Genomic DNA, 8,810 nt, shown 5'->3' on the forward strand with positions numbered 1-8,810 from the left:
CATCGTCGGTGCCGCCTGACCCCACGGGCATGCCATGCCCCTCCCCAATCCCCCCGATCAAGTCGAGGGTTCCAAGGGCCTTAAGCCCTTGGCGGGGAGAGGTTTGGAGAGGGGCAGAGCCCCTCTCCAAGGCGCCACACACGGGCACGCTACGCCACGCTCTCCTTGAGGGTGTCGATGACTTCGCGCAGGTGGATGCCGTCGGCGCGGGCCGCGAAGGTCAGGGCCATGCGGTGGCGCAGGACGGGTTCGGCGAGGGCCAGGACGTCGTCGACGCTGGGGGACAGGCGGCCGTCGAGCAAGGCGCGGGCGCGGGTGGCGAGCATCAGGGCCTGGGCGGCGCGCGGGCCGGGGCCCCAGGCGAGGTGTTGGCGGACGCTGTCGAGGGTGGTGGTTTCGGGGCGGGCGCCACGGACCAGCTTCAGGATGGCGTCGAGCACCTGTTCGCCGACCGGGATGCGGCGGATCAGCGCCTGGGCGGCCATGAGTTCGGCGCCGGTCATGGCCTGGATGGGCTTGGCTTCGCGCGCGCCGGTGGTGGCCAGCAGCATGGCGCGTTCGGCGGCTTCGTCGGGGTAGCCGACCTCGATTTCCAGCAGGAAGCGGTCGAGCTGCGCTTCCGGCAGTGGGTAGGTGCCTTCCTGCTCGATCGGGTTCTGGGTGGCCAGCACGTGGAAGGGCGTGGGCAGGGCGTGGATCTCGCCGCCGATCGCGACGCGGTGTTCCTGCATGGCCTGCAGCAGCGCGGATTGGGTGCGCGGCGAGGCGCGGTTGATCTCGTCCGCCATCAGCAGCTGGCAGAAGATCGGGCCCTTGATGAAGCGGAAGGCGCGCTTGCCGGACGCGTCTTCCTCGAGCACTTCGCTGCCCAGGATGTCGGCGGGCATCAGGTCCGGCGTGAACTGCACACGGCGCGGATCGAGGCCCAGCACCGTGCCGAGCGTGTCCACCAGCTTGGTCTTGCCCAGCCCCGGCACGCCGACCAGCAGCACGTGGCCGCCCGAGAGCAGCGTGATCAGCACGCGCTCGACCACCAGCTCCTGCCCGAAGATGACGCGGCCGACAGCTTCGCGCACCCGGGCCAGGCGGGTGCCGAGGGCTTCGACCTCCGCCACCAGCACGGCGGGGTCCTGTGTCGTCTCGGCCACTTCACTCATGAGGGCTCGGCTCCCTATATGACGGCGGCGGAGGCGCACGGGCCGGTGCACCCCCCCGGGTCAGACTACCACTTGGAATTAGCTCGCATCGGCCACGCTGAGTGCAAGGGCGACGGAATGCAATGACGCTCGGACAGGACATGCCAACGCCACAGGCGATGCAAAAACCGGGCTGCGCGGGGCCGCCGGCCGGCGCCGTGCTCGCACGGGCAAGGATGGAATGCGGCGACTACGCGATTCGTATCGCCCGCGACGGGACCTGGCTCTACAAGGGCAGCCCGATCAACCGGAAGCCGCTGGTCTGCCTGTTCGCCTCGGTGCTGAAGCGCGGCGAGGACGGCGCCTTCTGGCTGGAGACGCCGGCCGAGCGCGGGCGGATCGAGGTGGATGACGCGCCGTTCCTCGCCGTTGAACTTTTCTGGCGCGATTGCGACTGCGGCTGCGCAAAGCCGCAGCAATGCCTGACCTTCCGCACCAACCTCGATGAGATGGTGACAGCCGGGCCGAACCACCCGATCCGGGTGGCGATCTGCCCGCAGACGCGCGAACCGCGCCCCTACATCCTGGTGCGCGCGGGCCTGGAGGCGCGGATCAGCCGCGCGGTCTTTTACGAACTGGTCGCGCTGGCGCAGTCCGAGACGGTGGACGGGCGCGACGTGCTGGGGGTCTGGAGCGAGGGGGTGTTCTTCCCGATCGACGACAAGCCCGCCCTGGACATGGCGGCGGAGTGAGCGCGACGGCGTTGCGCCTGGACCCATGATGGCCCTCCCAAGCCTGCGGCTTGACCCATGATCGCCCCCCCAAGCCTGCGGCTTGACCCATGATCGCCCCCCCAAGCCTGCGGCTTGACCCATGATCGCCCCCCCAAGCCTGCGGCTTGACCCATGATCGCCCTCCCAAGCCTGCGGCTTGACCCGGATCGGCTGCGCGCGCGCCTGGCCGATCCCGACGCCCTGCCGCGCGACCGGCCCTCGCCGGAGGATGACCTCGACCGCGCCGCGCGCACCGGGGGGCGGGTGGTCGATGCGGCGGTGCTGGTGCCGCTGGTGCTGCATCCCGAACCGACCATCCTGCTGACGCTGCGCTCGGCGCGGCTGAGTTCCCATGCCGGCCAGGTCGCGTTTCCCGGCGGGCGGATGGAACCCGGCGAGACGCCCGAGCAGGCCGCCCTGCGCGAGGCGCAGGAGGAGGTCGGTCTGGACCCCGCCCTGCCGCAGCTGCTGGGCCGCCTGCCGGCGCTGATGACCGGCACCGGGTATTGCGTGACGCCGGTGGTGGCGCTGCTGCGCCCGCCCTTCGACCTGCGGCACGATCCGGGCGAAGTGGCGGAGGCCTTCGAATACCCGCTGGCGCAGTTGCTGGATCCCGCCGCGCCGGAGCGCCGCAGCCAGGAATTCCGCGGCAGGCTGCGCGAATTCTGGGTCTGGCCGCATGAGCGCCACTACATCTGGGGCGCCACCGCCTCGATGCTCGTGACGCTGGCGGCGGTGCTGCGCGATCAGCCATAGAGCCAGGCGCCCACCTGCCAATACAGCGGCAGCCCCAGCACCAGGTTGAACGGGAAGGTCACGCCCAGCGACGCCGTCAGGTAGATGCCCGGGCTCGCCTCGGGCAGCGCCGCCCGGCAGGCGGCGGGTGCATCGATATAGGACGCGCTGGCGCAGATCGCCCCCAGCACGAAGGCGCCGCCCTGCGACAGGCCGATGGCGTGCCCCGCGACCACCCCCACCACGCCCCAGGCGATCGGCGAAAGGATGGCGAAGGCGGTCAGGAACCGCCCGACCCGCGCGAAGTCCCGTGCCTGGCGCGCCGCGGTCATGCCCATCTCGAGCAGGAAGATCATCAGCACGCCGCGGAACAGGCCCTCGTAGACCGGGCTGATCTGCTGCCATTGCGCGTCGGTCGACAGCGCGCCGATCACCATGCCGCCCGACAGCAGCAGGATGCCCCGCCCGCGCAGCGTATCGGCCGCGAGCTGCCCGAGCGACATGGTCCCGTTCGCCCGCCCCATGGAGATGCGCGCCAGCACCAGGGCGACGATCACGCCCCATTCCATCAGCGCCACCACGGCGGTCAGGCTGCCCTCGGCCGGCCGGTCCATGGCGCGGGCGAAGGCGATGGCGGCGAAGAAGGTGACCGAGGAGACCGAGCCGTAATGCGCCGCCACGGCGGCCGCGTTCTGCACGTCGAACCCGGCCGCGCGGCGCAGCAGCAGGAAGGTGATGCCGGGGATCGCGACCGTCAGCACCAGCGCCAGGCCGAGCAGCGGCGCGACCTCGGCGAAGGCGACCTGCGCCAGCTCCCGCCCGCCCGTCAGGCCGATCGAGAACAGCAGGTAGATCGAGATCAGCTTGAGGACGGGCTCGGGCAATTCGAGTTCCGAGCGAATGAACCCCGCCACCGCCCCCAGCACGAAGGCGAGCACGATGGGGGAAAGCAGGTTGGCGAGGAGGATGTCGAAGCCCGGCATGGCGCGTGGTCCCGTTGCGTGTCGGGCGGCCTTCTGCCGGGGCTGAAACATGAGGGGAAATGAGTTTTTTGGTGTCGAATGATAAGATTTCGATATCAAAAGCGGCGCCGGCAGCTTGCTCCGGCAGCTGTCCACCCGTCCGGATGGTGCCATCCGATCGGGTGACGCTGCCCTATGCCAAGGCCGCCGCCCGCGCGATGCCGTGCTCGACCGCCGCGGCCAGCGCCTCCGCCGCCGCCGGCGCGCCCTCGCGCAGCAGCAGGCAGATCACCGTCTCCTCCAGCGGCGGCAGCCCGGCGCGGCCCGCCAGCGGCGCCAGGCCCGGCGGCACCAGGGTGCGCGGCAGCACCGTCACACCCAGCCCCGCGCGCACCGCCGCCGCCGCGCCGGCCAGGCTCGGGCTGGTATAGACGATGTCGAAGCCGCGCCCCGCGGCGGCCAGCGCCGCGGTGGCGCGTTCGCGATAGACGCAGGGCGCGGGGCTCAGCACCAGGCGCAGCGGGGCCTCGCGCGGCGGGGGGCGGGCGCCCTCGGCCGCCACCCAGACCAGCGCCTCCCGCCAGACCGGCCGCGCGCCCGGATGCAGCCGGCCGGGCGCCTGCTTGATGACCGCGAGGTCATAGGCGGCGGCCTCGACGCCCTCGATCAGCCGTCGCGTCAATTCGCAGGCGGTGGACAGGCGCACCGCGGGATGGGTCTCGACGAAGCGGGCCAGGATGGCGGGCAGGAAGGCGGTGGCGAAATCCTCCGGGCTGCCGAAGCGCACCTCGCCGGCGGCCTCCAACCCGGCCAGGCGTTCCGCGGCCTGGCCGACCAGGGCAAGGATGTCCCGCGCCACCGGCAGCAGGGCCTCGCCCTCGGGGGTCAGCGCCACGCGGCGGCGGTCGCGCGCCAGCAGGCGGGCGCCGAAGGCATCCTCCAGCCGGCGCAATTGCAGCGTGATGGCCGGCTGCGTGCGGCCGAGCCGTTCCGCGGTGCGGGTGAAGGACCGCGTTTCGGCCAGCAGCACGAAGGCGCGCAGCAGGGCGGTGTCGATGTCGGGCGCGCGGCGGGCCATGGCGGCATCCTCGCGCGGCGCGGCGGCGCCGGCCAGCGCCGGGACGCCCGGGACAGCAAAGGCGGCTTCCTCTGCACCCCCGCCGACCGCTATTGGCTGGCGCAGGCGGTCCGGTCGGGCCGCGGCGCATCATTGTTCAGGACACTGCCATGGCCACCAGCATCTCTGCCGAGCGTCACCTTCTCGGCGCGGATTTCGCGCTGATCGCGAACAGCCATCACCCGGCGCTCGGCGCGCTGTCGACCGAGGACGCGGTGGCGCTGGCCCGCCTGCTGCGCGAACACCGCGACCGCCTGCGCGGCATGGTGCATGCCAACCGCCGCGCCCGCCGCGGCAAGGGCGAACCGCGCGCCGCCGCCGGCCACGACCCCGCCCTGCTGCGCCGCAAGCAGGTGTTCGCCGCCGCGCTGAAGCGCGTGAATGCGCGCATCGAGGCGCTGCACGGCGAGGCCCGGCGCGCCTACCACGCCGCCGCGCTGAAGGACGCGCTGGCACGCAAGCGCGCCGCCGGCAGCCACCACCCCGGTGGCGGCGACAGCGCGGGCGCCGGCATGCGTGCGAAGTCCAGCGGCAAGCGCCGCACGGTGAAGGACCCGCGCAGCATCGGCAGCATCTCCCAGGCCGGCCGCAACGCGCAGGCGCGCCGCGACGCCTGACGGCGGGTTCACCCCGCATGGCCGCCCATGAGCATGTGCTCGATGGGTGGCCGGGCGGTCGCCACGGTCCCGCAGCGCCTGGCATCGTCCGCCCCCGGCGCGGCGGCGTCCCGGCAGGGGTGGCCAGGCCGGCGCCGCGTGCGCGAACTGGCGTTCGCCGCCGCGGCGGGATATCCCGGGGGCAAGGTCAACCCGGGAGAAATCGAACCATGACAACCCGCCGCACCCTGTTGTCCGCAGGCTCACGCCTGACGCTGGCCGCCGGCGCCGGCCTGCTCGCCGCGCCTGCCGTCCAGGCGCAGGGCGCATGGCCCAACCGCACCGTGCGCGTGATCGTCCCCTGGCCGCCGGGCGGGTCGACCGATGTGCTGGTGCGCATCTATTGCGAGCTGCTGCAGGGCGCGCTCGGCCAGACCTTCGTGGTCGAGAACCGCGCCGGCGCCGGCGGCAATATCGGCATCGACGCCACCGCCAAGGCCACGCCGGATGGCTACACCATGGGCGTCGCCTCGGTCGGGCACCTGGTGATCAACCGCTTCCTGTATGCGCGGCTGCCCTATGACCCGACGCGGGACCTGATGCCGGTGGGCGTGGCGTGGGAGCTGCCGAACGTCGCGGTGGTCTCGGCGCAGCACAACCCGTCGCGCACGCTGGCCGATTTCGTGGCCTGGGCGAAGGCCAAGCGCGGCGGCTTCACCTACGGCTCGCCGGGGGTGGGCACCACGGGGCATCTGTCGGGCGGGCTGTTCGCCGGGCGCATCGGCGCCGAGGGCACGCATGTGCCCTTCCGCGGCGCGGCGCAGATCATCCCGGCGATGCTGTCGGGCGACCTCGACTTCGCGCTCGACAACCTGACCTCCTACGTGCCGGTCATCAGCGAGGGGCGGATGCGCGCGCTGGCCGTGACCTCCGCCGAGCGCTGGCCGACCCTGCCCGACCTGCCCACGATGGCGGAGGCGGGGGTGCCGAACTTCGTGGTGTCCTCGTGGCAGGGCTTCGTCTTCCCGACCGGCACGCCGCCGGCGGTGATCCAGCGCATCAACGGCGCGCTGCGCGCCATCGTGGCGGAACAGTCGCTGAAGGACCGCTTCCTGCGGGTGGGCGCGCTGGCCGCCTGGTCGACGCCCGAGCAGATGGTGGCGCGCGCCGCCGCCGAGGCCGCGATGTGGCAGGAAGCGGTGCGGATTTCCGGCGCGCGGGTCGAATAGGCACGGCCGGGGGAGGTCGCCTCCCCCGCCACCCGGCGGTCAGTCTTCCATCACGCCGGGCCGCCGGCGGGCGTCGCGTGTGTAACCCTCGACGCCGCAGCTCCGCGCGCGGGCCAGTTCCGCCGCCGCGGCCTGGGCCGAGGCATGCGGGCCGGTGATGACCAGGTAGATGCCCGGCCGCAGCCCGACATAGGCGACGGAGGAATCCTGTTCGTTGCGGATGCCGCAGCGGTTGAGCGCGCCCTGCACGCGGCGCAGCGTCGCCTGGTCCGGCCTGTCCGGATCCAGCGAGGCATAGATGTTGTAGGGACGCAGGTTCTGCGGCTGGGCTTGCGCGGGCGATGCCAGCGCGGCGAAGGCGATCAGGACGAGGCGGCGCAAGCAGGACTCCCGGGCAACGAAGACGCGACGATGCCATGGGTTTTGCGGCAGGGCCATGGCGCCGCCCCGCGGCACGGCCATGGCGCGCGGCGTCGCGCCTGGAGCCGGGCGGCGCGCGCCGCGCGGCGGAGAACCCTCCCGCAGGCGCGCGAAACGCGCCATAACCGCGCGCGATGACTGCCCGCGACCTCACCCAGCCTGCCGCCCGCCGATCGGCCTGGCTGAATTCCCTGTTCGTCGACCATGCGCTGCTGCGCCTGGGCTGGCGCAACTGGGGCGTGGTGGAAAGCGGGCGGCTGTACCGGTCGAACCACCCGACGCCGTGGCAACTGGAACAGGCGGTGCGCCGGCACGGCATCCGCACCGTGATCAACCTGCGCGGCCATCGCGAGGCCTGCGGATCGGATGCGCTGGGCCGCCAGGCGGCGGCGGCGCTGGGGCTCGAGCATATCGACGCGCCGCTGGAATCGCGCGGCGCGCCGCACAAGGACCGCGTGCTGCGCCTGGCCGGCATCTTCGCGCGGCTGAGCGAGCCGGCGCTGATCCATTGCAAGTCGGGGGCGGACCGCACGGGCCTCGCGGCCGGCATCTGGCTGCTGGCGCGCGGGCGGCCGGTCGAGCAGGCGCTGGACCAGCTCTCGTTGCGCTTCGGGCATGTGGCGGCGGCGCGCACCGGCATCCTCGACGCCTTCTTCCGGTCCTATGCAGCCTTCGTGAAGCAACACGGCGCCAAGCCGTTCCTGGACTGGGTGCGCGACGACTACGCCGAGGATGCGCTGCGCGCCGCCTTCACCAGCACGCCCTGGGCGGACCGGCTGGTGGATGGGGTGCTGAAGCGCGAATGAGGGCCGCGCAGGGCAGCGCCATGCCCGTCAGGCGCGCCTGAGCGCGACGGCCTGCGGAAGGCATGGCGCAACGCCGACCCTCCGTCACGCGCGGCGCAACGCCGCACCTCCGTCACGCGCGGCGCAACGCCGCACCTCCGTCACGCGCGGCGCAACGCCGCACCTCCGTCACGCGCGGCGCAACGCCGCACCTCCGTCACGCGCGGCGCAACGCCGCACCTCCGTCACGCGCGGCGCAACGCCGCGACGTCCCCGCGCACCAGCGCCGGGATGGCGCGCGCGACGCGCTCCGCCGGCCAGTCCCACCAGGCGATCTCCAGCAGCCTGTCCACCGTGGCGGCATCGAAGCGCCGATGCGCCAGCCGCGCCGGATTGCCGGCCACCACGCCATAGGGCGGCACGTCCTGCGTCACCACGGCGCGCGCGCCGACCACCGCGCCATGGCCGATCGTGACGCCCGGCAGCACCAGGCATTCGGTGCCGAGCCAGACATCGTGCCCCACCGTGATGTCGCCGCCGCCGCGCCAGGGATAGTCGGCCAGCGCCAGCGCCTCCGCGAAGGCGCCGCCCATGATGGCGAAGGGATAGGTGGACGGTCCCGCCATCGCGTGGTTCGCCGCCGGCATCAGGAAGGTCGCGCGATGCGCGATGGCGCAATACCGCCCGATCGACAGCCGCCCGATGCCGAAATTGTAGCGCACGCAGACGTCCAGGAAGCGCCGCGGGTCCTCATGGTCGTGATAGTAGGAATACGCGCCCGCGGTGACGTTGGTGACCTGCGGGCTCAGCGCCAGCAGCGGCCGCAGGAAAACCGTGCGCGTGGTGCCCGCGATGGGGTGCAGCAGGTCGGGGTCGGGCGGTGCGGCCATGCGGGGCTCCGGGGCATGATGGGGCGACCCGCCGGGACGGATCACACGGCTGCCCGCGGCGGGGCGATGGCCACGGTCCCGCGGGCGGGGCGATGGCCGCGGTCCCGCGGCGGGGCGATGGCCGCGGTCCCGCGGCGGGGCGGGCCGGGCGCGAGGCGCGGCTGCGC

At 73.1% G+C, this 8,810-nt stretch carries 10 protein-coding genes; 5 read left to right on the forward strand and 5 right to left on the reverse strand.

Annotated features, from left to right (window positions below):
- Positions 1 to 149: 149 nt before the first annotated feature.
- Positions 150 to 1,157 carry a MoxR family ATPase gene (locus tag LQ222_RS25590; protein ID WP_230169709.1) on the reverse strand — a complete coding sequence of 336 codons (1,008 nt, stop codon included), beginning with the start codon at positions 1,155 to 1,157 and terminating at the stop codon, positions 150 to 152.
- A 140-nt stretch (positions 1,158 to 1,297) separates the two neighbouring features.
- Between LQ222_RS25590 and LQ222_RS25595 the strand changes: the two genes are divergently transcribed.
- Both LQ222_RS25595 and LQ222_RS25600 read left to right on the forward strand, forming a co-directional pair.
- On the forward strand, positions 1,298 to 1,888 hold the full coding sequence (locus LQ222_RS25595) for a DUF1285 domain-containing protein (protein WP_308071664.1): 591 nt from the start codon (positions 1,298 to 1,300) through the stop codon (positions 1,886 to 1,888).
- A gap of 153 nt (positions 1,889 to 2,041) precedes the next feature.
- Positions 2,042 to 2,665, forward strand: a complete 624-nt coding sequence (locus LQ222_RS25600) for a CoA pyrophosphatase (protein WP_230169710.1) — start codon at positions 2,042 to 2,044, stop codon at positions 2,663 to 2,665.
- On the opposite strand, the gene LQ222_RS25605 is transcribed toward LQ222_RS25600, so the two are convergent.
- Positions 2,656 to 3,627, reverse strand: a complete 972-nt coding sequence (locus tag LQ222_RS25605) for a sodium-dependent bicarbonate transport family permease (protein ID WP_230169711.1) — start codon at positions 3,625 to 3,627, stop codon at positions 2,656 to 2,658. The two genes, LQ222_RS25600 and LQ222_RS25605, sit on opposite strands and share 10 nt — an antisense overlap.
- 172 nt (positions 3,628 to 3,799) lie before the next feature.
- A complete protein-coding gene (locus LQ222_RS25610) occupies positions 3,800 to 4,684 on the reverse strand; it encodes a LysR family transcriptional regulator (protein WP_230169712.1) in 885 nt (294 codons plus the stop codon).
- 149 nt (positions 4,685 to 4,833) lie between these two features.
- On the opposite strand from LQ222_RS25610, the gene LQ222_RS25615 reads away from it, so the two are divergent.
- Together LQ222_RS25615 and LQ222_RS25620 are read left to right on the forward strand one after the other, a co-directional pair.
- On the forward strand, positions 4,834 to 5,340 hold the full coding sequence (locus LQ222_RS25615) for a hypothetical protein (protein ID WP_230169713.1): 507 nt from the start codon (positions 4,834 to 4,836) through the stop codon (positions 5,338 to 5,340).
- Between the two features lie 209 nt (positions 5,341 to 5,549).
- Positions 5,550 to 6,548 (forward strand): tripartite tricarboxylate transporter substrate binding protein, encoded by a 999-nt coding sequence (locus LQ222_RS25620; protein WP_230169714.1) that lies wholly within the window; start codon positions 5,550 to 5,552, stop codon positions 6,546 to 6,548.
- 39 nt (positions 6,549 to 6,587) lie between these two features.
- Here the strand turns inward: LQ222_RS25620 and LQ222_RS25625 are convergent, their stop codons facing one another.
- The gene (locus tag LQ222_RS25625) at positions 6,588 to 6,929 is read right to left on the reverse strand and encodes a hypothetical protein (protein ID WP_230169715.1); all 342 of its coding nucleotides are present in this window, start codon (positions 6,927 to 6,929) and stop codon (positions 6,588 to 6,590) included.
- Positions 6,930 to 7,102: 173 nt separating this feature from the next.
- On the opposite strand from LQ222_RS25625, the gene LQ222_RS25630 reads away from it, so the two are divergent.
- Entirely contained in the window at positions 7,103 to 7,774 is a 672-nt protein-coding gene (locus LQ222_RS25630) for a tyrosine-protein phosphatase (RefSeq protein WP_230169716.1), read from the forward strand.
- 224 nt (positions 7,775 to 7,998) lie between these two features.
- Here the strand turns inward: LQ222_RS25630 and LQ222_RS25635 are convergent, their stop codons facing one another.
- Positions 7,999 to 8,643, reverse strand: coding sequence for a CatB-related O-acetyltransferase (locus LQ222_RS25635; RefSeq protein WP_230169717.1), 645 nt, complete (start codon positions 8,641 to 8,643; stop codon positions 7,999 to 8,001).
- Positions 8,644 to 8,810 lie beyond the last annotated feature (167 nt).

This window comes from Roseomonas sp. CECT 9278 (assembly GCF_918698155.1).
GTDB lineage: Bacteria > Pseudomonadota > Alphaproteobacteria > Acetobacterales > Acetobacteraceae > Neoroseomonas.